Raw genomic sequence first — 16110 nt, forward strand, 5'->3', positions numbered from 1 at the left:
CTAAACCTAAACTAAGACTTTCTTAGTTTAGGTTGCCGATGCATTTTTTAGTTCAAACAAAACCTTACCCAGATGAGGCGCTTGAGAGCTATTTACTAAGGCTTGCAAGTGATAATTCATACGATGGCTATAGTGAGCTTGCTGATATTTTATGGCAATGGCTTGCAGAGCAAGATCATGATCTTGAAGGTGCGTTGCCGTTAGAGCTGAGTAAAGTTGATGTTTATCATGCTAGGCAAGCGAGCAGCTTTAGAATAAGAGCGCTCAGGTTAGTAGCCCAATTAGCAGATGTTAATGCTGGTGACATTCTTGAGCTTGCATGTCGGCGCAGCAACTTTAAATTTGGCAACCTAGCAGCAGTAAGCCGTAATGAACTGACTATTCCCCTTGAGCTACTTCGCACTGATAACATACCTGTTTGTATTGAATGCTTGTATGAGTCTTCATATATTCCTTTTTATTGGCATTTAAAGCCCTATAAAGCGTGCCATAAGCATAAGACACAATTAGCCACACATTGTGGTGAATGCCATAACTTAATTTATTACAGAGCTTCTGAGGCGTTTCTAGAATGTAATTGCGGTTGTAAACTAACCAATAGTGAACAGTTAAACGATGCAGACTTTAAAATTGCAATTGCTCTTGCAGGTAATCACAGCCAAAAAATAGTCGGGTTAATATCGTGGTTTGCGAAAGTTAAACAACTTGATATAAGCGACGCTGACTTTAGTCGTACCTTTGTGGGGTATTTTAGTGCTTGGCCTGATGGGTTTACCACTGAATTAGATATACTTACAAACAATGCGCGGCTCAAACAACTTAACCCTTTTAATAAAACTAAGTTTAACTCTGTATATGGCGATTTACTTCGTGATTGTCAAATTGCAGCAACAAGTAACCGTAAAAACAAAGTACTTGATGAGATTATTAAATACTTTGTTGAATTAGTTGATAGTAACCCTAAAGCTAAACATCCAAATATTGCTGACTTACTGCTATGCACTTTTGATGCCGCAGTATTGTTAAACACCACAACAGAGCAAGTTTATAGGCTTCATCAAGAAGGCTTTTTAAGCTGTGCTTATCCACAAAAAAAGAACGAACAGCTCAGAGCTGATAGCTATGTATTTTATTTACGCCAAGTTATAGAGCTACAGCAAGCATTCGCAGCTGAAAAGCCTCAAACAAAAAAACAATTTATAGCGCCGTGGTAACTTATGAACTTACAAGATGCATTTGCAATTGAATCACTAAAAGAAAAAACCACAGCACTTAGAAAGTTATTTGCGCCATACACGCCTTGCATTGCGGTAGATGGCTTTGAAGAACAAGCGCTGACTGTGCTCATTAACCTAGTTTATAAACAAAGTGAAATTGATGATTTAACAAGTTTAAGAGCCGCTAAAAGTGTATTACGCGATGAAGTGTTACTGAGTAAGTGCATTAACGAAGTTAAATGGTTTCATACTCATAATTTAAAATATCCTGATATACGAGTAAGCCATCAACGTTTAATTAGTATGGTAGTAAGTGAAGATATTGCAGGTATTTGCAGTCGGTCATTACCGTTGAGTTTTGGTTGGTCGCACAACAGTGCTGAAATTAATCATGCAAAGCTATTTTTAACCTTATTTATTTGGCAAGGTAAAGTGACTTGTTTAGCAAAGTTATTAATTACTGAAGAGCCTGTCTGGATTGATTTTATCAGAGCATACGGTTTCACAAAAAAGGCGGTTTTAGACATCGCGGGTAAAATAAAACAGCAATTGCCAGTAGCAGAGCTCCCGTTAGAAGTGAGCTCTTTTTCACTACAATTACAAATGCCATACCTGCAAAGCTACCTTGCGGTTACGCCTGTAGTAAGCCACGCAATGCTAGCTAAAATTCAGCAATTAACAACAGAGCGTAAATTAAACTCTGGTTTAGTTGAGCACTCAAGGCCAGCCAATGTAGGCGATTTAGCAAGCTCAGTAGGTGGCAATATAAGAGTCTTGCGTTACTTTCCTAAAACAAATTCAAAAGCTATTAACCGCTCTAAAGTAGTCAATAATGATATTGAGAAAACATTTAAAATTCGTGCGCTATTAAGCAGTCAATTTCAACAGGCGCTTTTGGTGTTGGTAGGCATTAAACAGTTTAATACGTTAAGGCAAAAACGATTAGCGCGAGTAGCGGCTATTAGGCAAGTCCGTGTTAGTTTGCAGTTATGGCTTGATAACATTCTTGAAGCTAAAAATAACGCTCAAGAGCAATCTTACCCTGATTGGGCAAAGCATTATTTAGATCAGAGTATTACTAACTGTATTAGCCAATTTAGTAACATACTAAATGAAAGCCTTGGTAATTTAAGTAAGCTCAAACGCTTTGCATATCACCCTAATTTAATGGGGCTGTTTAAAACGCAGTTAAACTATGTGTTTACTCAGTGTGCAACTGAAGAAACATTAAATGATGAGCAAATAGTGTATGTACATTGCCAAGATATGCGAGTGTTTGATGCCGAGGCAATGGCTAACTCGTATATTCAAGGTATGCCGTCACTTACTGCTTTAAATGGGCTTGCTCATAACTTTGAGCGTAAGCTAAAAAATTTTATAGACCCTTCAATTAAGTGTATTGGTAGTGCCATTTACATTGAAAACTATCAATTACATACAGGTAAACCATTACCTGAGCCAAGCAAGTTAAAACAAGTTGCAGGGCGTAGTCATGTAATAAGATCAGGAATTATCGATAAACCTAAATGCGATATAACACTCGATTTAGTCTTTAGACTTTTTGTACCAAATATTGAGATGCTTAATAAATTAAACAGTCAACTTTTAAAGCCCGCACTACCATCTTCATTTGCAGGTGGAATTATGCATCCACCTTCGTTATACCAAAATATAGATTGGTGTCATGTGCATACTAAACCGAGTGAGCTGTTTAAAAAACTTAAAGTAAAATCGTCAAATGGCAGTTGGTTATATCCTTCAAAAAAAGTAGTTAAAAGTTTTGAACAATTAATTGATGCCCTTAACGGTAACTTTAATCTACGACCCGCTGCAATTGGCTTTGCTGCGCTTGAAGAACCCGTAAAGCGAGGTGGAGCATTACATGAGAACCATTGTTATGCTGAGCCCGTAATTGGGTTGTTAGAGTGTGTTAGCAATACGTCAGTTAAGTATGCAGGGGCTAAGCAGTTCTTTCATGACGCATTTTGGGTTATGGATGTTCAAAAAGAGTCTATGCTTATGAAAAAGTCTAAGTTTGAGTATGAATAATGCAATTACCTCGGCACTTAAGTTACTCGCGTTCGCTTTCACCCAGCAAAGCGGTGTTTTTTTATAAAACACCAGAGTCTGATTTTGAACCGCTACAAATAGAACAAAATAAATTAGTTGGGCAAAAATCAGGATTTGGCGATGCGTATCAAAAGCAAAATGTGGCTAAAAATTTAGCGCCACAAGATCTTGCTTTTGGAAACCCTCAAACAATTGATGTGTGCTACGTGCCTCCAACAGTAAAAGAGCTATTTTGTCGTTTTTCACTCAGGGTTGAGGCCAATAGTATTGAGCCTCATGTTTGTGATGATCCTAAAGTTATTTATTGGTTAAAACGTTTTTTTGAAACCTATAAAAAGCACAATGGCCTTAATGAAGTTGCTACCCGTTACGCTAAAAATATATTGATGGGAAACTGGCTTTGGCGTAACCGTCAATCACCGAATGTTGATATAGAAGTGCTTACTGAACATGCAGCCCCGATTGTTGTTGAAGGTATACAAAAGCTAAAGTGGCAGGGCAATTGGCAAAATAATCAAACAGCGCTAATAACATTATCAGAAGCTATTCAAGAAGGGCTTAGTAACCCTCAAAGCTACTGTTATTTAGATATAACCGCAAAAATTAAAAATGCATTTAGCCAAGAGGTTCACCCAAGTCAAAAGTTTGTAGATACTGTTGAACAGGGCATGTCATCTAAACAACTTGCATACACTCAAGTAGGCGATAAAAAAGCAGCAAGTTTAAACTCACAAAAAGTAGGGGCTGCGATTCAAACTATTGATGATTGGTATGAGGGAGGCTACAAACCTTTGCGCACTCATGAGTATGGCGCAGATAAGCAAATATTAGTTGCACACAGAACACCTAAGACCCATTCAGACTTTTACTCATTATTCCCGCGCATTGCTTTGCATATTAAACACATGGAAAAGAATGGTTTAGAGCAAGGTGAAGAATCAGACGCAGTTCACTTTATTGCGGCAGTGCTGATCAAAGGTGGCTTGTTTCAAAGGATTAAAGGTTGAAGCGCTATTATTTTACCATTACTTATTTACCCAAAAATTGTGATGTAAGCCTTCTTGCTGGGCGTTGTATTGGTATTTTGCATGGGTTTATGAGTTCACGCGAAATTAGTAATATAGGTGTGTGTTTTCCTAAATGGAACGAGCAAACCATAGGTAATCAAATAGCGTTCGTATCAACAGATAAAAAGCAATTAACCAACCTATCTCAGCAAAGCTATTTTGAGATGATGGCTCATGACAAGTTATTTTACTTATCAAAAATACTCGAAGTACCAATAAACCAAAGTGATGTAATGTTTGTTCGCAACCAATCAATAGCTAAAGCCTTTGTTGGTGAAAAGCAAAGGCGGTTAAAACGCGCTAAAAAGCGAGCTGAAGCGAGAGGCGAAGTTTACACTCCTGAATATAAATTTGAGGCAAAGGACATAGGTCACTTTCACTCAATACCTGTATCAAGCAAAGGAAACGGGAATAATTTTATACTTCATATACAAAAAATTGAAAAAGCTGAACCCATGCATAATCACTTTAACAATTATGGCTTTGCTACTAACCAAGAATTCCAAGGCATGGTTCCCTCTTTGAATACCCTTTTTTAATAATCTTAAAATTACTCTTTTAATTTTCAATGGGTTATTTTATTTGTTGAAAATAAGGGTAAATAATTTAAATTCGTTTAACAGTTTGGTATTTATAGAAATTTAAACTATTTTTAATAGTGAACTGCCGAGTAGGCAGCTGAAAATTCTTATGCCTGGGCAAAACGCCCACTATATGCGTGAACTGCCGAGTAGGCAGCTGAAGTTAGGCCTGGAAGTAAACAACCACAACTTGTGACTTTTAACTGCCGAAAAGGCAGAGGCTAAATAGAGAGACCCCAGCAAACGCTGGGGTCTTTTACTCTAAAATCTAATTATACCTTAATCTCATTCACTTTTCTTCGGCTAGCATAAAAACCATTAAAAACTACTTTAATGGGGGAACTTTCTAATAATTATCAGGTGCCTACTAACTTTTTAATTTTAGCATCCGCAATAAAATTCTCTGGTTAACAAAGTTTCTTATATGTTTTGCAAGTGTTAATAATTAATTACTTTTTCGTATTCTAAACTTTTCTTTATCCGGTACAATAATTCAGTTAATTTAAATAAAAGTAGATGGAGTTACTTTTTATTTCACTACTTTCAAATGATTAGGTGAATATATGCCAAAAATACAAGGATGTTCAGCAGCGCTGCTATTTGTTGCGCTCGGAACAATTACAATAAATGATGCACTAGCTTCAACAGTTAGTTTTGAATACGATGCTAGGGGGCGCTTAAAAGTAGTAAAAGAAAGCGATACCAAACTCGTTACTTACAGTTATGACGATGCAGGCAACAGAACGTCTTCCGCAAATGCAAACACGTCTCCACCTCCGCCTCCAGAGCCAGTGATTACTTCATCATCAATTCCGAGCACAGTCGCCTCAGGTTCATTATTCAGTGTGTCGTGGGCTTCGCAGAATACCTCTTATTGCAAAGTAACGGTTTCTGGGTAAACGTTCATTCTAAGGCGTATTTAACCTAGCAAAAATCCCCTCTATTCTGGTGTTCATTCTTATCAATGAGCACCAGATATGACTTCACGACGTACCCCTGATGATTGGCAGACCATCATCGACCAATATCAAGCAAGCGGACTCAAAGCGAGTGAGTTTTGCCGACAGAACAACATTACCGCCTCCAATTTCTATGTCTGGCGTAAAAAGCTGTCCGGAGAATCCGAACTAGAACAAAAACCAGACTCTAGCTCTCACGCAGATGCTGACACTTGGCAGCTCATCTCTCACTCTCAAAGAGAGCAGTCGTGGGATATTGAACTCTCTTTACCTGGGGGAGTCACCTTACGTATGCGGCACAACTAATGCTCATTCAAAATCCAGATTTCAAGATTTGGCTCTACACCGAACCGGTCGATATGAGAAAACAGTTCGATGGGCTGTCTGCACTGGTTCAATCTAAGTTCGGAGTGCGAGCCAATAACGGAGAGCTGTTTGTTTTCATTAACCGCAAGCGAACCATGATGAAAATCCTTTATTACAGCAAAGGCGGATTCTGTTTATGGAGCAAGCGACTGGAGCGAGGCCTGTATCAAAAGCTGGGCTCTCCAACACAAAAGCACCCTCTGACTTGGACCCAACTTCAGTGCCTAATCGACGGCATTGATTGGCAAAAATCCCCTCATAAACGGCGACTCTAAGTCAATTTCATGGTATAATTTTCACCATGAAAACAAGTGATACCAGCCAGTTAAACACCAAGGAAATGGAAGCTCTTCTTGCTAAACAAGCGGAGGAACTGGCTGCACTTAAAAATCAACTCTCTTGGTTCCAGCGTCAACTTTTTGGGCGCAAATCTGAAAAACAACTCCAGATAGACCCTCAACAAGCGTCCTTGTTTGAGAAGAAACCAGAGCCTTCACTCGACCAAGAGGATGGCATCACTATCCCATCACACAAGCGCCGTAATAAAACTCAGCGCTCAGGAGATGAAGTCAACGATACCGGTCTACGCTTTGACGAATCCGTTCCTCGCAAAATTATCGAACTCTCTGCTCCAGAATTGGAAGGGGAAGAGGCCGATAACTACGAGGTGATTGATTACAAAGAAACGACTCGTCTTGCCCAGCGCCCAGGTAGCTATGTTGTCCTTGTCTACCGACGTCCTGTTGTGCGCCATAAGAAAGAGCACACGTTATCGAACATTCCAGCACCCAGTAACGTTCTAGAGGGTTGCTACGCAGATGTGTCATTGCTCGCTGGCTTAATGGTGGATAAAGCGGTCTACCACCTCCCACTTTACCGACAGCATCAACGCTTATTGGACAGTGGCATTAAGCTCAGCCGCGCCACCCTTATTAACTACATACAGAAAGCCATTGAGCTTCTTAAGCCGATTTACCAAGCGCAACTTGACCACATATTACAAAGTAAAGTGTTGGCGATGGATGAAGTGCCAATGAAAGCCGGTCGAAAGTCAAAAGGTAAAATGCGGCAAACTTACTTCTGGCCAATCTATGGTGAAGAAGATGAAGTCGCGTTCACTTGGTCAAAAAGCCGAGGAACTCAATTCGCGGTGGAGCAATTAAAAGGGTTCTCAGGCACCTTATTGAGTGATGGCTATCCTGTTTACACGAAAGCTGTGAAACAGCTTAACGCGAAAGATGAGCAAGTAACCCACGCTACCTGTTGGGCTCATACTCGCCGTGGCTTCGAAAATGCCTTAGAAATGGAGCCTACTCTAGCTCAGCATGCACTCGACCTGATAGCGCAGCTGTATCAACATGAAAAACACATCCGTAATGCTGAGTTATCGGCGGATAAAGCGCTTGAGTATCGTCAAAAGAACAGCGAGCCGATAGTAGCCAGCTTCTTTGAATGGGTCTACGAGCAAAGACAAAATCCGGAATACTTACCCTCGAACAAGCTGCTTAAAGCGTTAAACTATGCCAGTGAACGTTGTGTTGAGCTAAAGGTGTTCCTCACCAATCCTCACCTTCAAATTGACACTAACCATCTTGAGCGAGCTCTGCGCGTTATTCCAATGGGAAGAAAGAATTACTTATTCTGTTGGACCGAGTTGGGGGCGGAGCATTTAGGTATGCTTCAGAGCTTAATGGTGACCTGTCGACTCCATGGCATCAATCCTTACACCTACCTCGTTGATGTTTTACAGCGAGTGGCGATCCATCCAGCCACTGACGTTGCGGAACTCACGCCGCTTCAGTGGAAAAATAAGTTCGCAGAGAATTTTTTAACGTCTGATGTCGCTGAAATGGGGTAATCTGGCCTCAAAATGATCGTTTACGTTTCTGGGGATACGAGTTATTTTCAAACTCAACCAATTTCGGGGTCAGTCAGCTTAAGAATTTACGAAAACACCCCAATTAATATTACTTGTTATAGCTCTAGTGACTCTGCGAGTGTGACTAAAATAGTCAGGATTACAACTTCTGGTGGCCCAGGTGGCTTAAATTAGATCAAGGATGAGAAAAATGAAAATAAAAACGATTCTGGGTCTTGCATTATTAAGTGTAAGCCAGCCAAGTTTAGTCAATGCCGAAGAAACTATTCCAACAATTAAACCGCCTGTATCGATTACGGATATAAACTCGGTAAACTTAAATACAGGTTTATATCAAGTAAAACTGCCTGTTTTGAGCATTCCAGCTGCGCCTAATTTGACGTTTGAAAGCATGCCAAAGCTTGAGTCTAAGATAAATGTTATTCATTGGGTTTCTGAATTACCGAATGGGGGAAGAATCTCCGCTTCTCTATCTTATGGCGGTAGTCAATCTGATAACTTCACTTGCCAATCAGAGTGTGTTCCCGTTGTTAATAATGGCTCAGCATTAATTGGTGGGATTTATAGCACACAGAAGTCTAGTACGTTCACATATATACAAGGTAAAAGTGGTGTAAAAGTTCAATACACCTCCAATTTGTCTTATGTTAATAGCCCTTCATCGTCAACTAAATCGGTTGACGGTACTTGGTATGCAACAAAAGTTTTTTATCCCGATGGTGAGGTACACACTTATGATTATGAAAAATTTACAGATCCAAATATAAACCCTTATATAACTTTTCATCGATTATTGAGTATTGATTCAAATTTAGGTTACCAGCTTAAGTTTACTTATAAGTCCAACTCACGAGATTATTTCGGCCAAGTAAATAACCCTTGGTATCAACTCACGTCTGCAAAAATTGTTAAGACAAGTTCGCCTTCTGTCGCAATTGCTCAGCATACATTCACAGAATCTACAGTCACAGATGCGAATGGCCGAACCTGGAATTACGGTAGCTACAGTAATGTTTTTGGTGGTACAGAAGAAGTGAGAGAGTTCGCCTTAAAATTACCAACAGATTCACATAATTCAGTTACTGTTTCGACAACGACTCAGCCTTATGGCAGCGGCACACAAAATTACTTTGTTTCTAAAGTCATTAAAGATGGCCAAACTTATAACTATGCTTATACACCTCCTACAGGAGGCGGTGTAAGGCCAGATAAAGAGTTTTCTAAAGTGGTTATAACGGGCCCAGAGAGCTATTCAAGGACAATTAACTTATCTATGTCTGGCAAACCGACTGATAGAAGAATGATGATTACCAGTGAGGTTAACGCACTGAATCAAACAACGCAGTATGGGTATGATGTAAATTATCGATTGAGTCGTGTTATTTACCCTGAAGGGAATAGCGAACGCTACACTTATGATGTGATAGGTAATATCACTGAAAAAAGAATGGAAGCAAAATCAAGTTCATCTGAATCAGATATTGTAACGACTGCCACATATAATGCTGGTGATTGTGATATTACAGAGTACACAGATTTACGATGCTTTAGACCTACCTCAATTACAGATCCGAATGGCAATACCACTAATTATACATTCGCAAGTCATGGTGGAATGCTCACTAAACTTGAGCCAGCGGATAAAAACAATAACCGCCGTTTGACTACTAATACGTGGCAAGAAATTAACGGTTTTACACGATTAAAGAGTACCAGTGTTTGTACTCAAAGTAATTGTTCTTTAGCAGATAAACAAGTTACAAGCTACACATACTGGGGGAATACAAACCTACCTAAAACAGTGACTAAAACCAATGGTGTAGGGGTATTAAAACAAGTAACGACCTATACCTATGACAATGCTGGTAGAGTAACGGTTGAAGATGGACCACTGGCAGGTTCTGATGATGCAATTTATTACCGGTATGACAATGCAGGTAGAAAAACTTGGGAAATTGGTGCAAAAAACCAGCGGGGGTATCGTGTCGCACAGCGTTTCACGTATCGTAACGAAGATGACCAAGTTCGCATTGTTGAAACAGGTACGCTGACATCGCCTACAAGCACTTCGTTGAGTGTTTATAATACAGAAACAACTGCTTATAACACGAGAAATTTAGCGACTAAAAAAGAAATTAGCTCGCCATCAAAAAAAGAAGCCGTTACACAGTTTACTTACGACACACGAAATAGATTAATGTGTACAGCTATTCGCATGAACGCCTCTACATTCAATAGCCTCCCAAGCTCTGCTTGTTCACTTGCATCAGAAGGTGTCGATGGTCCAGACCGTATTACACGTAACTATTACGACAGACTATCTCGTTCAACAAAAGTCATCTCAGGGTATAACACACCAGATGCTGGTATCGATATTGAGATTGCGTATACAGCAAATGGTGAAATCTACACACGTAAAGATGGTGAAGGAAATATCACTTATTATACGTATGATGGTTTTGACCGGTTAGAGCGTACGACATTTGAAGATAATACCTATGAGCAAAATAGCTATGATGCAAATAGTAATTTAAAAACGTGGCGCAAACGGGACGGTAAAATACTTACACACTATTACGATGCGATAAATAAGAAAACGAAAACAACCGTGCCAGGTGAATCTACACTGTATTTTAATCATGATGGCATAGGGCGTGATAAAAGTGTAACTCGCGGTTCTAGTGTTGTCAGTTATGCCTATGACGAATTAAGTCGCCTGAAAAGTACAACCACGAATAATCGTACTTTAAGTTACCTTTATGACTTAGGAGATAGACGAACTCGGTTAACTCACCCCGGTGGTTTTTATGTCACTTATGCATTTGATGCTACAGGTGCACTGACTTCAATAAAAGAAAATGGCAGTAACCTGCTTGCAAATTACACTTACAACTCAAAAGGGCAATTGACGAGTATTTCTAGAGGAAATGGCAAATCTAGCTCTGTGGTTTACGACACAAAAGGACGCGTAAGCCAATTTAATCATACGGGTATCAATAACGCTAATTTCGCTTATAACTACGCAAATCAACTGAAATCGAAAACCGTTAGTAATAATAATTACCAGATTCAAATTCCAACGATTGGTGAGCAAGTTTACGCCACGAACGATTTAAACCAATACACGAGTGTTGGTGGTAAAAGTTTAACCTATGATAATAACGGCAACTTAAAAAGTTATGATGGTTGGAGCTATAACTATAATGCGCATAACCGATTAACGTCTGCGTCTAAGTCAGGTACCAGCTTAGCACTTGGCTATGATGCAACGGGGCGATTAAATTACTCAACACTCAATGGCACTAAAACTACCTTCTTATATGATGCAAACGAATTGGTTGCGGAATACAACAGCAGCGGTAGTCTATTACGCCGTTATGTTCATAGTATAGGCGAAGATGACCCGCTTGTGTGGTACGAAGGCAGTGGCACTGGTAATAAGCGTTATTTGCATGCAGATGAGCGCGGCTCAATTATTAGTGAAACGAATGGCTCAGGTTCAATTGTCGCTACGCATAAATATGGCCCATTTGGAGAGCCAATTAATACCAGCTCATCGCGTTTCCGTTACACTGGGCAAATCTTAATCCCAGGTACTAAGCTTTATCACTACAAAGCACGGGTTTACCACCCTGAATTAGGGCGTTTTATGCAGACTGATCCTATTGGATATAAAGATGGGATGAATATGTATGCGTATGTAGGTAATGATCCATTAAATAAAAATGACCCAACGGGTAAATTTGCTAACTTTGCTATTAAGTTTATAGCTGATGTCGCTCTCGGAGCTGCATTAAACTACGCCGAAACAGGGTCGTTGAATTTAGGAAGCGCAGTTACTGACGCAGCTGTAGGGATTGTAAACCCGGCTAAAACATTACAAAAAGCGAAGCGTTTAGCTAAAGTTATTAAGGCAAACTCAAAAGGTGATTCTAAAGCGGCTATTAAACCTGGAGGTTGTAGCTTCACGCCCGATACTTTGATTTCAACTATTGATGGTTACAAGACAATTATTGAAGTCAAAAAAGGTGATATTGTCTTGTCCAAAAATGATGAAACCGGTGAAATTTCATGGAGGGAAGTCACTGATACTTTTAAGGACTGGCATGAAGAAACTATTACATTTACAGTTGTAGATGAAAATGGCTTGGAAGAATTCATAACCACTACTGCCGAGCATCCATTTTATGTTGATAATATTGGTTGGTTAGAGGCTAAAAATATAACTGAAGGTACAGTCATTTCTGGCCCTAAAGAAGAAAATGACATAAGTATTATTCAAATTGAAATTAACCAAGAGTCACGGTATGCGTACAACTTTACAGTGGATACTGACCACACATATTTTGTTGGTAAGACAAATATGTGGGTTCATAATGCTTGTGATATTTCTGGGCATCATGGCGCTAAGATGGCGAATATTGACTCAATCAAAGCAGATGGAGCTATGAAGCCTAACGCTAATGGAGAAATATTTCTTAGTAAGAATCAAGGTGACACTTTTGTTCATGGTGTAGATTCTTCGATTGGTGGTGCTGCGTCAGCTAAAGTAACTGTTGACGTATCCAATGCTACTTCAGTAAGTAATGTTTCTGTCCCCGGAAATCCAAATGCTATATTGATCAAAACTGATACGCCACTACCAACAACAGTTAATAAAGTTACCGTCAGAAAACCTGATGGCCAAGGTGGATTTAATTTTGAGGATCAGTAATGTCAAATACTAGAAATGAAATAGACAAAGCTTTAGCTAAACCACTAGCAGAATTTGTAGGTTTGTATTCCCAAAACAAACCTACAGAAAGTGAGATCTCAGATTTTGTATACAAAAAACTGGTTGAAAAAGATGTCTTTTTTGCAATTCAGCAAGGATTAATAGCACCTGATGAAGCCATTGACTTAATTGTTGGGCACGTTTTCACTAAGTTTGTTAAGGGAAGAAGTATAGAGTTAGAAGGAAACGACAGCTTGGATAAAATTCGTTTATCTGTTGAGGAATTTTTCAAAGCAAACGTTTGATTAGTTGAGAAATTAATGATGACACCCATCTTGAACTTGGAGTTTACCGTTCGTGGTAAATGTAAAACATGACGAAAGTGATTCAGTTTTAATAAACAAATTACAATGGGTGATGAGATGGACGCTCCCCTAAACGGCGTCAATGCGCCAAACTGGTTAACTCACACTCAGTTAAAAGGGAACGTCCGTCATGAAAATTAGCACATTATCAATTGATTTGGCAAAAAATGTATTCCAAGTCGCTGGCTTTAATTCTAACTATAAAAGAGAATGCAATAAACGTTTAAACAGAGCTAAACTCAACGCCTTCATGGCGAATACCCCTCCGTGCCGCGTGGTGATGGAAGCCTGTTATTCTTCCCACTACTGGGGAAGAGTATTTTCGTCTTACGGTCATACCGTTGACCTTATCCCTGCACAACACGTTACCCCCTTTGTTCGCGGTAATAAAAACGACAGTAACGATGCCCTTGCTATCTATGAAGCAAGCTTACGCCCTCATATTAAATTCGTTCCTATTAAAACCGAAGCTCAGCAAGAAATACTCATGCTCCATAAGATACGTGAGCGACTTCTGCAAAACAGGATTGCTGCAACCAACCAGTTACGCGGTTTATTGGTCGATTTTGGGTATGTATTTCCTGTCGGTATGAAGGCATTAGAGCAAGGGATAATTGCCTTAGAAAGTGATTCTGAGCTTCGCCCTCAGCTGCGCATAATGGTGAGTGATATTTACACTGAGTACAAAACCCTTGTTAAACGCATTAAAGCCATTGAAGCGATGCTTACTGCACACGTTGAACGGGATACAAACGCTAAAATACTTCACTCTATTCCTGGCGTGGGTGTACTCAATGCCTCGGCCTATGCAGCGTCAATCGGGAACGGTCAGGCATTTAAAAATGCAAAAGAGCTGGGCGTCTGGCTAGGATTAACTCCAAAACAATACGCGTCAGGCGATAAAAGTAAAATGTCTGGTATTACTAAGCGAGGTAACAGTTACCTGCGAAAACAACTTATTCACGGTGCTCGCGCCCTTATCGCCAGAAGCCACCATAAAACAGATGCGCTAAGCCAGTGGATAAACCAGTTGCGCGAGAAAAAACACTTTAATTGTGTGGTGGTCGCCACCGCACACAGATTGGCTCGACTGATGTGGATATTGCTGACCAAGCAAACTCTCTACTCTCCTCAGTATGTGCAGAATACACAAAAGGATGCTTAATTATGCGTATTTTACACACCAATCACACCCGAGTTTACGACTTAAGACAGCCTGGTTATGACATAGGTTTTAAAACCTGAGTGGGTGTTTGGGCACTTAAGTCGTAACATACGCTTATCCTGTATGTACTTCACTTATAATGAAACAAAAAGCGCACGCTAACCAAGGTTAACCAGATAAAGACACGAGATTAAATCTCGTTTGGGTGAATATTTTTTAGGTCCCTTGGTACGAAGCTCATTAGGAGCATGGCGCATGATAACCATGACACCATAGCTCGAATATATGTCAGTACCTTTGCTTTTCAGCAAGCTTGTGACGCATCATTACTGTGATATGAGATACATGATAATAAAATAAAGGCATCAATTTTGATGTTTATACATTAGCTCGTCTTGACTTCAAGGGAGCGTCCATATATGTCAGTACCTTTGCTTTTCAGCAAGCTTGTGACGCATCATTACTGTGATATGAGATACATGATAATAAAATAAAGGCATCAATTTTGATGTTTATACATTAGCTCGTCTTGACTTCAAGGGAGCGTCCATATATGTCATCATTATTTGTTGTTTTGTCGCTGGAACTCAAGTATTAACTGAGGGTGGATACAAGAATATTGAAGATGTGAAACTAGGCGAAAAATACTGAAACAGGCGAACAAGACTAGAAACCCGTTACAAAGGTTTTTATTGAACCTGATCGAGGTATCTTTGAAGTCAAATTAATGGCTAAAGATGGGTTTGAACAGAAAATTCAGGCTACTGATGACCACCCATTCTTTGTTGTTGGCAAGGGCTGGAAGCAAACTGTTGAGCTTAAAGAGGGTGACTTAATCGAAACTGATGGGCACGGTTCGATGAAAGTTATAAGCTTACTTGACGAAAATCGTACTGACCTTACCTATAACTTTACTGTAGCTGATTTTCATACATACTACGTAACAGAAAGAAATGTTTTAGTTCATAATTGCGGTCGTGGTAAACAAGTCGGTAACATGATAAATACTAATGGTTCGACAAATGCGAGTGATATAGTGGCCAAGGCCAAAGACGTTGGTTTTACACCAACCCAGACGGAAAATGGACCTTTAAAACTTGTTGATGAAAACGGAATTGCCCTTGTAACCATTAAAGGGGGAAGTCAGCGAGCACCGGGAAGTGCCACCCCACATGTAGAGTTGAAGGATTCCAATGGACAGCGAGTAAATCCGGCGGGCGATCCTGTTACAAGAAAAAGTCCTGAAAACCATACACCTATTAAGAATGACTTATAATGAACCATTTTAACATATTTGGCTTACAAAATATTTACCTGGAAGATTCCTTTGTCCTTGCTATAAATGAGTCGTCCGAAGAGATAACTTTTTTGATGGAATTTGTATTGACTAAAGATCATCCTGAATACTCAATACCGTCTGAAGGTGAGCAGTACTGTTATCGCAAAGGTAAATTGTCTTTTAAATGTTGTAAAAAAATTAAGTGGTTTGAAAAGTCACTGAATCAATTTTTTGACAAAAATAAAGAAGTAGACTTGGGAAATATTGACTCCTTTTCCGTAGATGAAGGCGTCAACTTTCTAGAAGGTGACTGGGGTGAAGTTGAGATAATTTCCGATTACGTAACCATTGAATTAGAGTAAGTAATTAGTTTTTGAATCCAAAGCCTCGCTAATTGAGGGCCAGAATTCAACCAAATAATAAGTATACTCTATAAAAGCCAGCTTTA

Annotated in this window: 12 protein-coding genes and 1 pseudogene; all 13 read left to right on the forward strand. The window is 39.5% G+C overall.

Annotation, left to right across the window (positions count from 1 at the left end):
* The first annotated feature begins 38 nt into the window (after window positions 1-38).
* The 13 genes and pseudogenes from J8Z28_RS06160 (at window position 39) to J8Z28_RS06220 (ending at window position 16024) form a co-directional block, all read left to right on the forward strand.
* Complete coding sequence (locus J8Z28_RS06160) at window positions 39-1214, forward strand: TniQ family protein (RefSeq protein ID WP_250660082.1); 1176 nt, start codon at window positions 39-41, stop codon at window positions 1212-1214.
* 3 nt (window positions 1215-1217) lie between these two features.
* Window positions 1218-3266 carry a type I-F CRISPR-associated protein Csy2 gene (locus J8Z28_RS06165; protein ID WP_250660083.1) on the forward strand — a complete coding sequence of 683 codons (2049 nt, stop codon included), beginning with the start codon at window positions 1218-1220 and terminating at the stop codon, window positions 3264-3266.
* Entirely contained in the window at window positions 3266-4294 is a 1029-nt protein-coding gene (gene csy3, locus J8Z28_RS06170; protein ID WP_250660084.1) for a type I-F CRISPR-associated protein Csy3, read from the forward strand. Before J8Z28_RS06165 ends, csy3 begins: the two co-directional genes overlap by 1 nt.
* On the forward strand, window positions 4291-4893 hold the full coding sequence (gene cas6f, locus J8Z28_RS06175; RefSeq protein ID WP_250660085.1) for a type I-F CRISPR-associated endoribonuclease Cas6/Csy4: 603 nt from the start codon (window positions 4291-4293) through the stop codon (window positions 4891-4893). The genes csy3 and cas6f overlap by 4 nt, the downstream gene beginning before the upstream one ends.
* Window positions 4894-5498: 605 nt before the next feature.
* Window positions 5499-5834 carry an RHS repeat domain-containing protein gene (locus J8Z28_RS06180; RefSeq protein WP_250660086.1) on the forward strand — a complete coding sequence of 112 codons (336 nt, stop codon included), beginning with the start codon at window positions 5499-5501 and terminating at the stop codon, window positions 5832-5834.
* A gap of 78 nt (window positions 5835-5912) precedes the next feature.
* Window positions 5913-6200 (forward strand): IS66 family insertion sequence element accessory protein TnpA, encoded by a 288-nt coding sequence (gene tnpA, locus J8Z28_RS06185; RefSeq protein ID WP_250660087.1) that lies wholly within the window; start codon window positions 5913-5915, stop codon window positions 6198-6200.
* Window positions 6200-6535 (forward strand): IS66 family insertion sequence element accessory protein TnpB, encoded by a 336-nt coding sequence (tnpB, locus tag J8Z28_RS06190; RefSeq protein ID WP_250660088.1) that lies wholly within the window; start codon window positions 6200-6202, stop codon window positions 6533-6535. Before tnpA ends, tnpB begins: the two co-directional genes overlap by 1 nt.
* Before the next feature lie 26 nt (window positions 6536-6561).
* Window positions 6562-8118 carry an IS66 family transposase gene (tnpC, locus tag J8Z28_RS06195; RefSeq protein WP_250660089.1) on the forward strand — a complete coding sequence of 519 codons (1557 nt, stop codon included), beginning with the start codon at window positions 6562-6564 and terminating at the stop codon, window positions 8116-8118.
* Between the two features lie 211 nt (window positions 8119-8329).
* On the forward strand, window positions 8330-12853 hold the full coding sequence (locus J8Z28_RS06200; protein WP_250660090.1) for a polymorphic toxin-type HINT domain-containing protein: 4524 nt from the start codon (window positions 8330-8332) through the stop codon (window positions 12851-12853).
* Window positions 12853-13158, forward strand: coding sequence for a hypothetical protein (locus J8Z28_RS06205; RefSeq protein ID WP_250660091.1), 306 nt, complete (start codon window positions 12853-12855; stop codon window positions 13156-13158). Before J8Z28_RS06200 ends, J8Z28_RS06205 begins: the two co-directional genes overlap by 1 nt.
* Window positions 13159-13348: 190 nt before the next feature.
* On the forward strand, window positions 13349-14383 hold the full coding sequence (locus J8Z28_RS06210) for an IS110 family RNA-guided transposase (protein WP_008113199.1): 1035 nt from the start codon (window positions 13349-13351) through the stop codon (window positions 14381-14383).
* 682 nt (window positions 14384-15065) lie between these two features.
* A pseudogene (locus J8Z28_RS06215) lies at window positions 15066-15659 on the forward strand (polymorphic toxin-type HINT domain-containing protein); the annotation flags it as partial.
* A complete protein-coding gene (locus J8Z28_RS06220; protein WP_250660093.1) occupies window positions 15659-16024 on the forward strand; it encodes a hypothetical protein in 366 nt (121 codons plus the stop codon). The pseudogene J8Z28_RS06215 and the gene J8Z28_RS06220, both read left to right, overlap by 1 nt.
* Window positions 16025-16110: the final 86 nt, after the last annotated feature.

Source organism: Pseudoalteromonas sp. SCSIO 43088, from assembly GCF_023650795.1.
Classification (GTDB): Bacteria; Pseudomonadota; Gammaproteobacteria; order Enterobacterales; family Alteromonadaceae; genus Pseudoalteromonas; species Pseudoalteromonas shioyasakiensis.